The sequence below is a fragment of the Rhizobium sp. Root1334 genome, from assembly GCF_001426665.1.
In the GTDB taxonomy this organism is placed as follows: Bacteria; Pseudomonadota; Alphaproteobacteria; order Rhizobiales; family Rhizobiaceae; genus Pararhizobium.
Genome location: NZ_LMEY01000001.1, coordinates 983,513 through 998,836, shown reverse-complemented (window position 1 = coordinate 998,836; position 15,324 = coordinate 983,513). Strand labels below are relative to the sequence as shown.

16 protein-coding genes, 1 tRNA gene and 1 riboswitch are annotated in these 15,324 nt (G+C 60.0%); of the genes, 10 read left to right on the top strand and 7 right to left on the bottom strand.

Translation table 11 applies throughout. The features are described from left to right. Positions 1–6 precede the first annotated feature (6 nt). From pstB to phoB, 3 genes are all read left to right on the top strand, one after another. Entirely contained in the window at positions 7–822 is an 816-nt protein-coding gene (pstB, locus tag ASD36_RS04800) for a phosphate ABC transporter ATP-binding protein PstB (RefSeq protein ID WP_060500638.1), read from the top strand. A 75-nt stretch (positions 823–897) separates the two neighbouring features. Beyond that, a complete protein-coding gene (gene phoU / locus ASD36_RS04795) occupies positions 898–1,611 on the top strand; it encodes a phosphate signaling complex protein PhoU (RefSeq protein WP_060500636.1) in 714 nt (237 codons plus the stop codon). Between the two features lie 107 nt (positions 1,612–1,718). Then, a complete protein-coding gene (phoB, locus tag ASD36_RS04790) occupies positions 1,719–2,402 on the top strand; it encodes a phosphate regulon transcriptional regulator PhoB (RefSeq protein ID WP_060500634.1) in 684 nt (227 codons plus the stop codon). A gap of 20 nt (positions 2,403–2,422) precedes the next feature. Here phoB and ASD36_RS04785 read toward each other — a convergent pair whose 3' ends face one another. Next, positions 2,423–2,800, bottom strand: coding sequence for a VOC family protein (locus tag ASD36_RS04785; protein WP_060500632.1), 378 nt, complete (start codon positions 2,798–2,800; stop codon positions 2,423–2,425). A gap of 13 nt (positions 2,801–2,813) precedes the next feature. Continuing rightward, positions 2,814–3,347 (bottom strand): GcrA family cell cycle regulator, encoded by a 534-nt coding sequence (locus tag ASD36_RS04780; RefSeq protein WP_060500630.1) that lies wholly within the window; start codon positions 3,345–3,347, stop codon positions 2,814–2,816. 433 nt (positions 3,348–3,780) lie between these two features. Between ASD36_RS04780 and ASD36_RS04775 the strand changes: the two genes are divergently transcribed. The 3 genes from ASD36_RS04775 (at position 3,781) to ASD36_RS04760 (ending at position 7,204) form a co-directional block, all read left to right on the top strand. Next, on the top strand, positions 3,781–4,980 hold the full coding sequence (locus ASD36_RS04775; RefSeq protein WP_060500628.1) for an aspartate aminotransferase family protein: 1,200 nt from the start codon (positions 3,781–3,783) through the stop codon (positions 4,978–4,980). Positions 4,981–5,025: 45 nt separating this feature from the next. Then, entirely contained in the window at positions 5,026–5,943 is a 918-nt protein-coding gene (gene argF, locus ASD36_RS04770; protein ID WP_060500626.1) for an ornithine carbamoyltransferase, read from the top strand. A gap of 271 nt (positions 5,944–6,214) precedes the next feature. Then, a complete protein-coding gene (locus tag ASD36_RS04760; RefSeq protein ID WP_060500622.1) occupies positions 6,215–7,204 on the top strand; it encodes an Hsp33 family molecular chaperone in 990 nt (329 codons plus the stop codon). A 13-nt stretch (positions 7,205–7,217) separates the two neighbouring features. Here ASD36_RS04760 and apaG read toward each other — a convergent pair whose 3' ends face one another. Then, the gene (apaG, locus tag ASD36_RS04755; protein WP_060500620.1) at positions 7,218–7,610 is read right to left on the bottom strand and encodes a Co2+/Mg2+ efflux protein ApaG; all 393 of its coding nucleotides are present in this window, start codon (positions 7,608–7,610) and stop codon (positions 7,218–7,220) included. A gap of 95 nt (positions 7,611–7,705) precedes the next feature. On the opposite strand from apaG, the gene ASD36_RS04750 reads away from it, so the two are divergent. Further along, positions 7,706–8,326 carry a CDP-alcohol phosphatidyltransferase family protein gene (locus ASD36_RS04750; RefSeq protein ID WP_060500618.1) on the top strand — a complete coding sequence of 207 codons (621 nt, stop codon included), beginning with the start codon at positions 7,706–7,708 and terminating at the stop codon, positions 8,324–8,326. A 47-nt stretch (positions 8,327–8,373) separates the two neighbouring features. On the opposite strand, the gene ASD36_RS04745 is transcribed toward ASD36_RS04750, so the two are convergent. Next, positions 8,374–9,558: an O-succinylhomoserine sulfhydrylase gene (locus tag ASD36_RS04745; RefSeq protein WP_060500616.1), complete on the bottom strand. Its 1,185-nt coding sequence runs from the start codon at positions 9,556–9,558 to the stop codon at positions 8,374–8,376. A 46-nt stretch (positions 9,559–9,604) separates the two neighbouring features. Then, positions 9,605–9,683: riboswitch (SAM riboswitch) on the bottom strand. A 108-nt stretch (positions 9,684–9,791) separates the two neighbouring features. Between ASD36_RS04745 and ASD36_RS04740 the strand changes: the two genes are divergently transcribed. Beyond that, entirely contained in the window at positions 9,792–10,889 is a 1,098-nt protein-coding gene (locus ASD36_RS04740; protein WP_060501371.1) for a 2'-deoxycytidine 5'-triphosphate deaminase, read from the top strand. A 68-nt stretch (positions 10,890–10,957) separates the two neighbouring features. Further along, positions 10,958–11,031 (top strand) — tRNA-Gly (locus ASD36_RS04735). 82 nt (positions 11,032–11,113) lie between these two features. On the opposite strand, the gene ASD36_RS04730 is transcribed toward ASD36_RS04735, so the two are convergent. Next, positions 11,114–13,015: a glycosyltransferase family 2 protein gene (locus ASD36_RS04730; protein WP_244481790.1), complete on the bottom strand. Its 1,902-nt coding sequence runs from the start codon at positions 13,013–13,015 to the stop codon at positions 11,114–11,116. 92 nt (positions 13,016–13,107) lie between these two features. On the opposite strand from ASD36_RS04730, the gene ASD36_RS04725 reads away from it, so the two are divergent. Then, positions 13,108–13,980, top strand: coding sequence for a transporter substrate-binding domain-containing protein (locus ASD36_RS04725; RefSeq protein ID WP_060501369.1), 873 nt, complete (start codon positions 13,108–13,110; stop codon positions 13,978–13,980). A gap of 7 nt (positions 13,981–13,987) precedes the next feature. Here ASD36_RS04725 and ASD36_RS04720 read toward each other — a convergent pair whose 3' ends face one another. After that, positions 13,988–14,809, bottom strand: a complete 822-nt coding sequence (locus ASD36_RS04720; RefSeq protein WP_060500612.1) for a sterol desaturase family protein — start codon at positions 14,807–14,809, stop codon at positions 13,988–13,990. A 92-nt stretch (positions 14,810–14,901) separates the two neighbouring features. After that, the gene (locus ASD36_RS04715) at positions 14,902–15,312 is read right to left on the bottom strand and encodes a tellurite resistance TerB family protein (RefSeq protein ID WP_060500610.1); all 411 of its coding nucleotides are present in this window, start codon (positions 15,310–15,312) and stop codon (positions 14,902–14,904) included. Positions 15,313–15,324: the final 12 nt, after the last annotated feature.

The window sequence follows — 15,324 nt, the reverse complement described above, 5'->3', positions numbered from 1 at the left end:
AAGAACATGAACATGATGTCAGAAGCAGCAGTTGAAAAGGCGCTGGACCAGAAAATGAACACTGTTCCCTTCAAGATGATCGGAAAGGACGTTTCGGTTTATTACGGCGAGAAGCGCGCGCTTTTCGATGTAAACCTCAACGTTCGCGAAAACACCGTCACCGCGCTGATCGGCCCGTCGGGCTGCGGCAAGTCGACGTTCCTGCGCACGCTCAACCGCATGAACGACACGATCGACAGCTGCCGCGTCACCGGGAAGATCACCCTTGATGACGGCGATATCTACGACCCGAGCATCGACGTCGTCGAACTCCGCGCCCGCGTCGGCATGGTGTTCCAGAAGCCGAACCCGTTCCCGAAGTCGATCTACGAGAACGTCACCTACGGTCCGAAGATCCATGGCCTCGCCCGCACCAAAGCGGACCTCGATCAGATCGTCGAGACGAGCCTTCAGAAGGCCGGCCTCTGGAATGAAGTGAAGGACCGCTTGCATGAATCCGGCACCGGCCTCTCCGGTGGTCAGCAGCAGCGCCTGTGCATTGCCCGCGCCGTTGCGGTCAGCCCGGAAGTCATCCTAATGGACGAGCCGTGCTCGGCCCTGGACCCGATCGCGACCGCCAAGGTCGAGGAACTGATCCACGAGCTGCGGACAAACTACACGATCGTCATTGTCACACACTCGATGCAGCAGGCAGCCCGCGTGTCGCAGCGGACCGCGATGTTCCACCTCGGCAATCTCGTCGAGGAAAACGACACCGACAAGATGTTCACCAACCCGGATGACCAACGGACCCAGGATTACATCATGGGCCGCTTCGGCTGAGGACTGAGCTTGCCACCCTGTCATGAGGGCAGGGTGGTGGTCTTCCAACCCGGATTGTGATCGCAAGGAAAAACAATCATGTCTACGCACATTGCTTCCGTCTACGACGAAGATCTGAAGTACCTGACCCGGCGCATCTCCGAGATGGGCGGTCTGGCCGAACAGATGGTGGCCGAATCCGTACGCGCCTTGGTCAATTCCGACCTGGCGCTTGCCCAGAAGGTCATTTCCGACGACGCCATTCTCGACGAGGCCGAACGCCAGATCGGCGAAAAGGCCATTGTCACCATCGCCAAGCGCCAGCCGATGGCTGCCGACCTGCGCGAAATCATGGGATCGATCCGCATTGCCGCCGATCTTGAACGGGTCGGTGACCTTGGCAAGAACAACGCCAAGCGCGTCATCGCGGTCGCGAGCGCCAGCCTGCCGCGCCAACTGGCCCGTGGTCTGGAGCATCTGGCCGAGCTTGCGCTCGTTCAGCTCAAGGAAGTGCTCGATGTCTATGCCTCCCGCTCGCCGGAAAAGGCCAATAGCATCCGCGAACGCGACAACGAGATCGACGCGATCTACACGTCGCTGTTCCGCGAACTCCTGACCTACATGATGGAAGACCCGCGTAACATCACGCCGTGCACGCATCTTCTGTTCTGCGCCAAGAACATCGAGCGCATCGGCGACCATGCCACCAATATCGCCGAAACAATCTACTACATGGCGACCGGCGCGCAGCCGGCTGGCGAACGTCCAAAGGACGACACAGCCAATACGGTCGGTGCGATCGGCAACTGATCGCCTGAGAAAGTAAGTAAATTCTTACGCAATGATCGCGCGAGCGGCCGCTGGAGCCGCTCGGCACGCCTCCGGCCATCCGGCCGGACGCCAAGGAGCAGAACTGAATGTTGCCAAGAATTGCCGTTGTTGAAGACGAAGAGGCGCTGAGCGTCCTCCTCCGATACAATCTCGAGGCCGAAGGGTTCGAAGTCGACACCATCAACCGTGGCGACGAGGCGGAAATGCGCCTGCAGGAACGTCTGCCCGATCTCCTGATCCTCGATTGGATGTTGCCGGGTGTTTCCGGGATCGAACTGTGCCGCCGGCTGCGCCAGCGTCCGGAAACCGAACGGCTACCGATCATCATGCTGACAGCGCGTGGCGAAGAGAGTGAGCGTGTTCGCGGTCTGGCTACGGGCGCCGACGATTACGTCGTCAAGCCGTTCTCGACGCCGGAACTGATGGCGCGGGTGAAGGCGATGTTGCGCCGCGCCAAGCCGGAAGTGCTGTCGACGCTGCTGAAGTGCGGCGATATCGAACTCGACCGCGAAACCCACCGTGTCCACCGCAAGACGCGCGAGGTCCGTCTCGGGCCGACGGAGTTCCGTCTCTTGGAATTCTTCATGGCATCGCCGGGCCGGGTCTTTTCGCGTTCACAGCTGCTGGATGGCGTCTGGGGCCACGATATCTATGTCGATGAACGCACCGTCGACGTCCATGTCGGCCGCCTGCGCAAAGCATTGAACTTTTCCAATATGCAGGACGTGATCCGTACAGTGCGCGGCGCGGGCTATTCCCTGGAAAGCTGAAATCGTACAGGAAAGAACCGTCAGGCGTTGCCGAGCGGTTCTCCAATCTCGATGGCGTGACCATCCGGATCGTAGAAGCGGAAAACCCTCTGGCCCCAAGCCTGCGTCTCGATGGGGTGGATGAGGTTTACAAGGCTGCCGATGCGCCCGAAAAGCGCATCCAGATCATCATGTTCGAAATAGAGCAGGATATTTTGACGGCCGTACGGCCCGGAAACGTCTGACGGCTGTCCCCAGACCGTCGTTTCGAGGGATTTGCCATCATGGATGGCAAATCCCGTTTCAAATAAGACGAAATTGCCGAAATCACGGCTGACTGCCAATCCCAGCATCTCGCTATAGAAGATTTTCGAGATGCTGATATCCCGTACAAACGGGATGGGATTGACAAAACGCACGGCCGATCCGGCCTTAGCGTGCCCGGCGGCGCTCGCCGGACGGCTGGTAGGCCAGCTTGGCGTGGAAGGTGCAGTACGGCGAAGTGTCCGGGGAATCGTTGCCGCAGAAGTGAAACTCGTCCTTCATCGGATCGCCGATCGGCCACTTGCAGGTACGGTCGGTCAGCTCGGTCAGGACCAGACGGCGAGACATCGGAATAACAACGTTGTTGCCAGCCGGTGCTGTCTCCAGATTCTCGATCGCGTCGATTTCCACCTCTTCCTTCATGACGGTCGCACCGGTGGTGCGGGTCACTGTGCGGGTGGCGGTGATGCGCGATGCGGTATAGTTCGGTGCGCGTGGTGCGGCGGAAGGTGCCGGGCGCTTGACGCGGGCCGTTGCCGTGCTGCCACCAGCCTTTGCGCGGCCGGGCAGGCAGAGACGGTGAACCTTGCCGATGACGGCATTACGGCTGACGCCGCCGAGCTGTGCTGCGATCTGGCTCGCGCTCAAGCCTTCGGCCCACAATTTCTTGAGTTTTTCGACCCGCTCGTCAGTCCAGTTCATGGTCTTGTCTCCATTCCCAGCGTTGGTGATGGTCGAATCCTCCACCGAGCCCTGGGTGTAACCCGAGGCTGAAACGCGATAACACTTTTGGTGACTAGGTCCGCCGCATGCGTTCTAGTAATTATTTCTTAACGTAGAGCCCGTGGGACTCCCTGACAAGAGTCCGGAGAATCCCACCGAATCGATTTCCGAGTTTTCCCCAACTTGCTTGCGATGCGTGGCATTTTTGCAAGGGTATCCGGCTAAAAAATTTGCGGCCGCTGTATATCCGCGAATTGCTGGAAATCATGGGCTTTTGTTGACATCGCATTGCGAAGTGAAGATAGTGCCATTGCCGCCGAAAGGCGGCATTTTGATTTTTTATGGGCTGGTCACAGCCTTGTTGACGGCGCCGTTTATACAATGGCCGTGATGGTTTGAGGAGACATGCGCCATGGCCGATGCCACGCCGCTTTATGACACATATGCACGCGCACCCTTGCGGTTTGAGCGCGGCGAAGGCGTCTGGCTGATTGCTGAGGACGGCACCCGTTATCTCGATTTCGCCGCCGGTGTGGCGGTCAATTCGCTCGGTCATGCACATCCGCATCTTGTATCGGCATTGAAGGAGCAGGCGGACAAGGTCTGGCACCTGTCAAATCTCTATGAAGTCCCCGGCCAGGAAAGCCTCAGCCGCCGCCTGACGGAAGCGACGTTCGCCGACAAGGTGTTCTTCACCAATTCCGGTGCAGAAGCGCTCGAATGCGCGATCAAGACGGCGCGGCGCTATCATTTCGCCAAGGGTCAGCCTGAAAAATTCCACATCATTACCTTTGAAGGCGCGTTCCACGGCCGCACACTGGCGACCATCGCTGCCGGTGGGCAGGCGAAGTACCTGGAAGGCTTCGGCCCCAAGGCGCCGGGTTTCTATCAGGTGCCGTTTGGCGACATGGGCGCCCTGAAGGCTGCCATCAGCGAAGAGACTGCCGCGATCCTGATCGAGCCGATCCAGGGTGAGGGTGGTATCCGCACCGTTTCGAAGGAATTCCTGCAGGAACTGCGTGCGCTCTGTGACGAGTATGGCCTGCTGCTCATCCTCGATGAGGTCCAGTCCGGTGTCGGCCGCACTGGCAAGCTTTTTGCCTATGAATGGGCGGGCGTAACGCCGGATATCATGGCGGTTGCCAAGGGTATCGGCGGTGGCTTCCCGCTCGGCGCCTGCCTTGCCACGGCAGAGGCAGCCTCCGGCATGGTCGCGGGCACCCACGGCTCGACCTATGGCGGCAATCCGCTGGCCATGGCTGTCGGCAATGCCGTGATGGATGTCATCATGGCCGATGATTTTCTCCAGCACGTCCGCGATGTCTCGCTGGTCTTCCGCCAGGGGCTTGCTTCACTTGCCGATCGTTTCCCCGAGATTATTGAGGAAATCCGTGGCGAGGGCCTGATGCTCGGCATCAAGGCCAAGGTGCCGTCTGCCGATCTCCTGAAGGCCATCCGTGCCGAACGGCTGCTGGCGGTACCAGCGGGCGAAAACGTTATCCGCCTGCTGCCGCCACTGGTGACGACGGCCGAGGAAGCCCGTGAAGGCCTGGCGCGTCTCGAGCGCGCCGCCGAACAGCTGACAGCGGAGCGACGACAGGCATCGGCCTGAACGACGCTTCACTGACACGCTGAAAAACACAGGACTCTGAATAGAATGGCCGGTACCAGACACTTTCTCGATCTTTCTGCCATGACGACAACCGACTTGCGGTCGATCATCGAAGACGCCCGCGTGCGCAAGGCTGCCACCAAGGCCGGCACCGCTGAAAAGCCGCTGGCCGGCAAGATGCTGGCGATGATCTTCGAAAAGCCTTCGACGCGCACCCGCGTGTCCTTTGATGTCGGTATGCGCCAGCTTGGCGGCGAGACGTTGTTCCTGTCCGGCACCGAAATGCAGCTCGGTCGCGCCGAAACCATCGGCGATACCGCCAAGGTTCTTTCGCGCTATGTCGATGCGATCATGATCCGCACCACTGATCACAATCGGCTGCTGGAACTGGCCGAGCATGCCACCGTGCCGGTGATCAACGGACTGACGGATGCGACGCATCCCTGCCAGATCATGGCCGATATCATGACGTTCGAGGAGCATGCAGGCCCGGTAAAGGGCAAGACGATTGCCTGGACCGGCGACGGCAACAACGTGCTGCACTCCTTCATCGAAGGCTCGGCGCAGTTCGGCTACCGGATGAACATGGCTGTGCCGCTCGGTTCGGAGCCTGACGACAAGATCCTCAACTGGGCGCGCAACAATGGTGGCGATATAAAGCTCTATCATGATGCCGATCAGGCCGTGGATGGCGCCCATTGCGTGGTTACCGACACCTGGGTATCGATGAACCAGGAACACCGCGCCCGTGGCCACAACGTCTTCCAGCCCTTCCAGGTTAACGCCGCGCTGATGGCGAAGGCCGACAAGGATGCGCTGTTCATGCACTGCCTGCCTGCCCATCGTGGCGAGGAGGTGACGGATGATGTGATCGATGGCAAGCAGTCGGTGGTGTTCGATGAAGCCGAGAACCGCCTGCACGCGCAAAAATCCGTCCTTGCCTGGTGCCTTGGCGCGCTCTAGCGGTCTGGCCCGGCATATTGAAAACCGGGCAGCGGCACACGATCTATGCATCAAGCTGATGACCGGCAGGTGGCGTGTCCGCCTTCGCCGGTCGTTCGTATTCAAAAGCAACCATCCATCCGCGCCGCCGTCCTGATTGGAGGCGGCAGAGCGACGGCCGTTTTTTCAGGAGCGATCTGGACAAAACCGGCCTGCCCAGGATCAATAGAAGCATCGAACAGCGTCCCGGCCTTCACGGCGGGCAGACGTTCGAGGGCTAGGAGTTAGAGCGATGACGGAAGCAAACGTGGGCCTTGGCCAGTTCGATTACGCCGGTGACGATCATGTCGTGCCGTTTCAGGTGGAAGGCCTTGATGTGCGCGGCCGCGCCGTCCAGCTCGGCCCGATGCTGGACGCGATCCTCGAGCGCCACAATTATCCGCTGCCGGTCGCCCGTCTCGTCGCTGAAACCGTCGTTCTAACGGTACTTCTCGGTACGTCATTGAAGTTCGAAGGCAAGCTGATCATCCAGACCAAGAGCAATGGTCCGGTCGATCTGGTCGTCGCCGATTTCGCGACGCCGGACCGGGTACGCGCCTATGCCCGCTACGATGAAGAGGCTCTGAAGATTGCTGAAGAGAACGGCCTGACCCAGCCTCAGCATCTGCTGGGCGAGGGCGTTCTTGCGTTCACCATCGATCAGGGTGCGCATATGCAGCGCTATCAGGGCATCGTGCCGCTCGACGGAGCCTCGCTGGAGGAAATTGCCGGCGTCTATTTCCGCCAGTCGGAACAGATCCCGACCAAGGTCCGCCTTGGCGTCGCAGAACTGCTCGACCGCGATGAAAACGGCAAGCCGCGTCATCGCTGGCGGGCTGGTGGCATGGTTGCGCAGTTCCTGCCGGACGCGCCGGATCGTATGCGCCAGGCCGATCTGCATGGTGGCGACGGGGATGACGGCAACGGCGCTCTTGCGGTCGATGATTTGTGGGATGAAGCCAGCGTCATGGTCCAGACCATCGATGCCGACGAACTGACCGATCCGACCGTGGGTACCGAGCGTCTGCTCTACCGGCTGTTCCACGAGCGCGGCGTCAAGGTCTATCCGCCACAAGCGGTCTATGACAAATGCAGCTGCTCGCGCGAAAAACTGCGGGATGTTCTGGCAAGCCTCAGCCAGGATGATATCGATCACGCGGCCGAGGATGGACTGGTATCGGTCACCTGCGAATTCTGCTCGACGACCTACCGGTTTGAAGCGACGGAAGTGAAGCCGCAGTAAAAACGCTGCGGCTCTAATTCAAGGTCCGGTTCTGGCCGGGCGAATCCAGCGAGAAAGCGGGGATGTCGACGGTGAACGACTCCCCGTGCGTGTTTTCCATCGAATAATGGCCGAACATGACGCCGGATGGTGTATCGAGCGGGCAGCCGGATGAATATTCATAGGTGTCGCCGGGATTGAGAACCGGCTGCTCGCCGATCACACCTGGGCCGTTGACCTCATCGACCTGGCCGTTTTCATCGGTGATATGCCAATAGCGCGTCATCAGCCGGACTGTCTCGCCGGACAGGTTCGAAATCAGGATCCGGTAACCCCAGACATAGCGGCTGTCATCCGGATCGGACTGCTCCTCCAGATAATAAGGCTCGACGGTCACCTCGATGTCGCGTGTCAGCGCGCGGTACATATGCAAACCCTTTTCAAGTCCATAGGCGATATTCTACAGCAAGATGGTTTCGTCAAGAATAACGCATAGGGTAAACTGTAAGGATAGGGTACGGCATGCTCGACGGTCATGTGAGGCGGTGGATTGACCCTTGGCTGGAGCGGGCTGGCAGCGCTTTGGCTGGTCATGGTATCACGGCGAACACCGTCACCGTCACCGGCTTTCTGATCGGTCTCGCGGCTGCGGTCGCTATCGTCCTGGATTCTTACGTCTGGGCTTTCATTCTGATCGGGATCAGCCGGATTTGTGACGGCCTCGACGGTGCCGTCGCGCGATCGACCCAAAAAACCGATTTCGGCGGCTTTCTCGATATCGTGCTCGATTTCGCCTTCTACGGTCTCATCCCGTTCGCCTTCATCCTTGCCGATCCCTATGAGAATGGCATTGCCGGCGGGCTGCTGCTGCTGTCTTTCTATGTCAACGGCGCCAGCTTCCTTGCTTTTTCGATCATGGCCGAAAGGCGCGGTCTCTCGACGGAGGTGCGCGGTGCCAAGTCGCTCTATTTCACCACGGGACTTGCCGAGGCGACCGAAACGATCGCTGTCTTCCTGGCTTTCTGCCTGTTCCCGCAATGGTTTTCCGAGATCGCGGTGATCTTCGCGCTCGTCTGTTTCTATACGGCGCTGTCGCGCACCATGCTGGCCAGAGCGAGTTTCAAAAGAGAGAGCCAGGCATAGAAAAACGCCCGCATCCGGAGATAAGGGCGTTTCACAAAATTCAATAATCAGGCCTGGACCGACTTCAGCGCGCGGGCAAAATCCTCGATCAAATCCTCACTGTCCTCGATCCCGGCCGAGAAGCGCACGGTGCCGGGCGAAATGCCGAGTTCGGCGCGGGCTTCGTCCGAAAGGTTCTTGTGCGTCGTCGTCGCCGGATGGGTGATCAGGCTCTTGCTATCGCCGAGATTGTTGGAGATCAGCACGACATCCAGCGCGTTCTGCAGCGCAAAGGCAGCTTCCTTGCCGCCCTTCAGCTCGAAGCAGACCAGTGTCGAGCCACCCTTCATCTGCCGGGCGATGATATCGGCCTGCGGATGGTCCTTGCGGCCGGGGTAGATCACCTTGGCGACCTGCTTCTGTTCGGCGAGGAAGTCGGCGAGACGCGCGGCATTCTCGCTCTGCTGGCGCACACGCAACGGCAGGGTTTCGATGCCCTTCAACAGCGTCCAGGCATTGAACGGCGACAGAGCAGGCCCTGTGTGGCGGAAATAATCCTGCAGGTGTTCGCTGATCCATTCCTTGTCGGAAAGGATCACGCCGCCGAGGCAACGGCCCTGACCGTCGATATGCTTGGTGGCGGAGTAGACGACGATATGGGCGCCCAGTTCCAGCGGCTTTTGCAGGAGCGGGGTTGCAAAAACGTTGTCGACGATGACCTTGGCGCCGATCTGATTGGCGATCTTGGCGACTCCGGCAATATCGACCACTTCCAGTGTCGGATTGGTCGGGCTTTCGAGGAAGAACACCTTGGTGTTCGGCCTGACGGCCTTTTCCCAGTTTTCAAGGAAACGGCCGTCGATCAGGGTGAATTCGATGCCGTATTTCGGCGCCAGCGTTTCCACTACCCAGCGGCAGGAGCCGAACAGGGCGCGGGCTGCAACGATATGATCGCCGGCCTTCAGCTGGCAAAGGATCGCAGCCGAAACAGCGGCCATGCCGGACGCGGTAGCGCGCGCATCCTCGGCACCTTCCAGCGCGCACATGCGTTGTTCGAACATATCGTTGGTCGGGCTGCCGTAACGGGCATAGATGAAGCCGTCCGTCTCGCCCTTGAAGCGCGCTTCTGCGGCTTCGGAAGTTTCGTAGACGAAGCCCTGCGTCATGAAGATGGCTTCGGAGGTTTCACCATGGTTTGAACGGGTCGTGCCGCCGTGAACGAGCTGGGTCGCGGGGCGCCAATTTTTGCTCATCGATCGTCTCTTTCAACACAAAAAAAACCGGCCGCGAAAAAGCAAGCCGGTTTCAAACCCGGCCTTTTTAGCTATTTGTTTAACGTGGCTGCAAGCCGACCGGCCAAATCACCACGGGATAAGTTCGTATTTACTGATAAGGCGCGCTTGCGTCAATTCCCGTGAACAACAAGATATGTCACAGGGACAATTTGAGTTATGACGTGCCGGTAGCGGCAAAGAGGACGATGGAAATGACCAGGGCCACAGGCATTCTAGCTGATCGCGCCATTGCTGCGCTGTTTGATGCGGGGCGGTTGAAAAGCGAGGCGAAGCTCGATGCCGACCAGATCCAGCCGGCCAGCCTCGATCTGCGCCTCGGTTCGAAGGCCTTCCGGGTCCGTGCCAGCTTCATGCCCGGCCCCAGCCATCTGGTAGCCGACAAGCTCGACCGGCTGAAACTGCACGTTATTGACCTTACCGAAGGTGCGGTTCTGGAAACCGGCTGCGTCTACATCGTGCCACTGATGGAAAGCCTCGACCTGTCGCCGGATATGTCGGCCTCGGCCAATCCGAAGAGTTCGACCGGCCGCCTCGATATCTTCACCCGCGTCATTACCGACCGGGCTCAGGAGTTCGACAAGATCCCGGCCGGCTATTCCGGCCCACTCTATCTCGAAATCAGCCCGCGGACGTTCCCGGTCATCGTCCGGCGCGGCTCGCGCCTGTCGCAGATCCGTTTTCGCGTCGGCCATGCGCTGCTCACCGAAACGGAAGTCCTGGCGCTGCATGAAAGCGACGTCCTCGTTGCCAGCGACAAGCCGAACGTCTCAGGCGCCGGCATCGCGCTGTCGATCGATCTGAAAGGCACCGGCGCCGACGGCTTGATCGGCTACCGTGGCAAGCACCACACGGCCGTTGTCGATGTCGACAAGAAGGCCGAGCACGGCATCTTTGATTTCTGGGAGCCGCTCTACAGCCGCGGCCGCGACGAACTGATCCTCGATCCCGACGAGTTCTATATCCTTGTCTCGCGCGAAGCCGTGCACGTCCCGCCGCTTTACGCCGCTGAAATGACCCCGTTCGATCCGCTGGTCGGCGAATTCCGCGTCCACTATGCCGGTTTCTTCGATCCGGGCTTTGGCCATGTCTCGGCGGGTGGCAAGGGCAGCCGCGCCGTGCTCGAAGTCCGCAGCCATGAAGTTCCGTTCATCCTCGAACACGGCCAGATCGTCGGCCGTCTGGTCTATGAACATATGATGGAGCGTCCCGAAGGTCTTTACGGTCTCGGACTTGGTTCCAACTACCAGGCGCAGGGCCTGAAACTCTCCAAGCATTTCCGCTCGGAGTAAATAGACGCCCGCAAAACCGGCTGCCGCCTTGACAGGCAGCCGTGCTTGGTGGAAACCTCCAGCGCAAGGCGGGTATGATGTAGTGGTAGCTTGTCAGCTTCCCAAGCTGATCGTGCGGGTTCGATTCCCGCTACCCGCTCCACTTTGTTTCTCAAGTGGTGCTGCGCTTAATCTCTACGCCCTTCAAGCATACGGCCTGCTCGCCTTCCAAACAGTGAGCAGCGTCAACACTCGCCGTGCCCGCTGACGGGGACGTGCGGTGTCTTGTTCCAGGAAAACGGGTTGGTTCGCAACTCCAGCAGGGCTTTCCACGCCGCCAGGGACATGGCCAGCCAGTAGATAGGCACGAAAATCCAGCGCCAGCCTACTGCGCGCTTCTCACGGCCTGTCATCCGGTTCCGGCCGAGTGAGATGAAGACCGCGTAACTGCCGAAGATATTGATGATATCACAGGTAAACAGCCAGAAAGTCAGCCAGCTTTCCGAGGAGGGCCTATCGTCCAATATCAACCATGTCAGATAGGCGAGGAAGCCGACAATGATGGGATGACTGAGTGCGGAGAGCAGCAGGCCGGCAATCAGGATCTGGAAGACGATGAAGGCGGGCCACCCCATCTCACCCGCCAGTTGCCCGGGTTTGCGCATCAACACCAGCCATGTTTGCAGCCAACCCTTGAACCAGCGGGTGCGTTGGCCAAGCCAGACGGACCGCGAGACCGGCGCTTCTTCAAGCGTCGGCTTGAAGATGACGCGCGAGCGATAGCCAAGCCGGTACAGCCGCAGCCCCAGATCGGCATCCTCTGTCATGTTGTAAGGGTCCCAACCGCCGACCTGTTTCAGCTCCATTGTGCGAAAATGATTGGACGTTCCGCCAAGCGGCAAGGGCAGGCCGGTCAGGGACAGCATCGGCAAAAGACCACGAAACAGTCCGGCATATTCCAGGGCAAACAACGCGCTCCACCAGGATTGCCGCGCATTGGTGATGATCAGCGGCGCCTGCAGGCAAATGACCTGCGGCGGTGCCGCCGTAAAGGCCGCATGAGCCTCGCGCAACTGGCCGGGATGCGGCCGGTCTTCGGCATCATAGACGGTCACATAGGTGCCGCGAACGCCGGGAAGCGCATAGGCCAAGGCCTTCGGCTTGGTGCGGGGCATGTGGACAGGTACCAGAACGATCTCGTATTCGCGCGCCAGCCGCAAAGCCCTGAGCGCGGCGATGGTTGCGATATCGTCCTCCTCGCAGATCAGCTTTATGTCGAGGCGCGAGCGTGGCCAGTCGAGCTGGTCGAGCGCCTGGACAAGTTGCGCTACGACGCTCTCTTCTCTGTAGAGCGCGACAAGCACCGAATAGACCGGCAGCGGCCCGGGGGTGTCTGGTGCGTGTTGTTGTTGCTCTCCGCGCGTCTGCAGCAGGGCGAAGCCGAGTGCGTAAAGCCGCACCAGGAAATTGGCAAGGTAGAACAGCGTCAGCACGATATGCAGGATCAGCATGCTGACGAGCGGAATAACGACTGCGGCTACGGCCATGGTGCACAGCGCAATCCCGGCATAAAAACCCTGTTTGCCCCAGAAGGTGATGCGGGCACTGTGGAGTGGTACGGTCTCGAAGAGCGCACGCGTCACCGCCGAAACGCGCCGTTGGCGTCCGGCCCGCCAGGCGGTGTCACGCACCGTTGATGGCGTGGAGGCGGCGAGTGACGGGCGAAGCTGCGGCATGCGCTGTAAAAGGGATGCAAGCCCGGCAATGCGGTTTAACGAAGGAACGATGACGGTGACCGGTGGACGGCTCGCATGATGGACCCGGATTATTTCCGGCCGCGTGAGCTGGGTATCGAGCCCCTCTACGTCCTGAACACGGCCGGGATCGATCACGGGCAGGAAATCAAGCCCCAGTGTTTCCGCCAGTGCCTCGAAATAGAGTGTCTCGTCGATCTCGCCGGATGCGAGCAATTCGTCTTCGACGGTCGTTCCATGCGCCTGCGCAAGCTGCATGGCCCGCGCAATCGAAGGTTTGCCGATACCCATTTGAAGTAGCAGCCGTCCCTCGTGCTTCAATGCAGGCGCGAATCCTCCCACGGCGGTATCAGGCTGCGATCGCCCGGCCGGCGGTTCATTCGCGGTAGCCATTCCGGAATTGTCCGGATATTCTTCCAGACGCATGAAAACCCCATTGCCGCGTGACGCGGCAAACCCCCTATCTTGTCCCGGGAATGATCATAATGTTACGCGCTTTCCGTGCATCTCTAAAATTTTACGGGATTTTCTCGCTGTGCGTGTTGCTGGTTGCAACTTTTCCGGCTGCACCCCGTGCGGCGGAGGGGGTTAACGATCTGCCGCTGTTGTTCGACGCGCGGGAGCGGATCGCGAAGCCGGACCTGAGTGGCCTGGCGCGCCTGCGGTTCCTGACCACTGTCGATTTTCCGCCGTTCAACTTCATCGACCAGTCCGGCAAACTTGCCGGTTTCCATGTTGATCTGGTCCGCGAAATCTGCCGCGAACTGGAAATCGACGCCAAGTGCCAGATCCAGGCCGTGACCTTCGCGGAGTTGCTGCCAGCGCTTGAGGGCGGACAAGGGGAAGCTGTGATCGCCGGGATTGGTACCAGCGCGGAACTGCGGCAACGGTTCGCCTTTTCGCGCGCATTCATGCAACTTCCGGCCCGCTTTGCGGCCAACCGTCAGGTGATGGGAAGCAATCTTTCGGTGGCAGGGCTGGCGGGAAAACCGGTTGGAACCGTGTCGGGAACCACGCATGAGGCCATGCTCAAGGCATTCTTTCCGAAACTCGATGTGCGGCCGTTCCCGAGCCGAGACACAATGCTGGCCGCTTTGAAGCAGGGAAGCGTCGCCGCAGTGTTTTCAGACGGCATGCAATTATCCTTCTGGACGGCCGGCAGCGATGCCGCCGGTTGCTGCGCGCTGATCGACGGCGCCTATTTCTCGCAACGCTTCCTGGGCGAGGGATTGGCGATCATGAACCGCAAGGGAGATTCCGCACTGACGCAGGCGATCGACCACGCGCTGCTGGAGCTGTCCCGCAAGGGCCGGCTGAACGAGATCTACCTGCGCTATTTTCCGGCCGGAATCTATTGAACGGCTGTCATTCCAGCTTTCGGAACGGCAGCAGCAGCGACCAGACGAGCCGTGCAGGCGAAGCGCCGGGATACTGGGCAAGCCCGATCTCCATGGTGTCCGGCGGGCATTTCGAGCGTTCCCGGTAGGTTGAAAACAGCCGGTCCCAGACGGAAAGGTTGAAACCGTAGTTCGTGTCGGTCTCGTCCGGATCGGTGGAGTGATGGATGCTATGCATGTCCGGCGTGACGATCAGGCGGCGCAACACAAGATCGGCGCGGGCGGGAAGTTTCAGATTGGCGTGGTTGAACATGGCTGCGCCATTCAGGACGATTTCGAAGATCAGGACGCTGACGGGCGGCGCGCCGATCGAAACGATGACGGCCGATTTCCACAGCACCGACAAGAGGATTTCCAGCGGATGGAAGCGCAGCGCCGTTGTCAGGTCCAGCCCGGTGTCGGCATGGTGAACCCGGTGAATGCGCCAGAACAGCGGCACCTTGTGAAAGATCACATGCTCCAGCCAGATGGCGAAATCGAGAATGATGAAGGCCAAAACACCGCTGACGAAGGGTGGCAGCCCGAGCATCGGTAAAAGTCCGTATCCGTGCGCGTCTGCGAACAGGGCGATCCCGGTGGCCGCAGCCGGAAAGATCAGCCGCAACATCAGCGACGACAGGACGAGGATGGACAGGTTGGTAAACCACCGCCGCGCTTTCAGCGCCCGCATCAGTTCCGGGCGCTCCAGCCGGGGGTGAGCCAATTCGAGTGCGGCAAGCGACAGGAAGATTGCGGCAAAGAAGGCCAGGCGCCAGGCCGGTTCGCCGATGCCGAATATCTGTACCGTCATACCTCTCCCATCCTTGTCTCGCCGGCAGCCATTCTATCGGCGCGGTGATCAAGATGAATGCACTTTGGCGTGAAGCGGAAATCCGCTTTCTTTCACTTGCGGAAGCGGGCCATGGCGCCGCGCTCGATGGCAGCGCAGGTCAGTTTGTCCAGTCCCAGCCGGTCACGCAGCAATTGCAGCAGCCGGATTTCCTCCTGGACGATCGAAAGGTCAGCGGCGGCAATCTCGACTGCCAGCGCGTAAGCCGTGTCGTAGAGGCGCGCGGGAAGGGCTTCGCGCACGACTTCGAGTGCAATGTCCAACCCCTCCGGGCCGTCGAGAAGGGCAGTGCATTCGCGTGCGGCATGCATCAGGTGGTCATGGTCGAAACCGTCAAAGACCGGCAGGAAACTGGTCAGTCTGCCGATACGTTCCAGTTCCGTATCGGTCATGGCCGTGTCGACGGCCGACATCATCACCATGACGTAGATAAGGGCTTCGTGATGGCTCATGGTATTGGGCATGGGATATCCGTG